We start from the raw sequence: 489 nt of genomic DNA, 5'->3' as shown, positions 1-489 counted from the left end.
GCACAAGGGGAAGAAGCAGCCGATGGTGGACCAACCGCCGCGCTCTGCTTCTCAGAAAGGTGGAGTGCCTCCATGTCAGTTCTTGAAAAGCAGGAAGCGGCGGCGGATCAGCGTTCGCGCCGCTCCGGCGGGCGCGAAGCGCGCCGCGCCATGCGGGCAGCACCATTGGCCGACGACATCAAGCCGGTACGTGCCGGCCTCGAAGGCGGCAGCTACGGACCGCTGACCCGGAACGACCAGGAACGCATCCACGAAGCGGTGCTGACGCTGCTGGAAACGGTCGGCTTCGCCAACGCCATTCCCTCCTGCATCGAGGCCCTGACAGAGGCCGGCGCCAGCTATGGCGACGATGGCCGCATCCGGTTCCCGCGCGCACTCGTGCTCGACACGATCAGACGAGCGGCACGACATTTCACGTTGCACGGCCAGGACCCCAAGCACGACATGCTGATCAAGGGCAAGCGGGTGCATTACGGCACGGCGGGCGCC

The 489-nt window shown here is 66.5% G+C and carries 1 protein-coding gene; it reads left to right on the top strand.

The annotated features are described in order from the left end of the window. Nucleotides 1-72: 72 nt before the first annotated feature. Nucleotides 73-489, top strand: a 417-nt coding sequence (locus tag EN935_RS39880) for a trimethylamine methyltransferase family protein (RefSeq protein ID WP_206534735.1), incomplete at its 3' end; no start/stop codon positions are given.

The organism is Mesorhizobium sp. M7D.F.Ca.US.004.03.1.1 (assembly GCF_003998635.1).
Classification (GTDB): Bacteria; Pseudomonadota; Alphaproteobacteria; order Rhizobiales; family Rhizobiaceae; genus Mesorhizobium; species Mesorhizobium loti.
The sequence above is the reverse complement of the archived record's forward strand: the minus strand, read 5'-3'. Positions and strand labels throughout refer to the sequence as shown.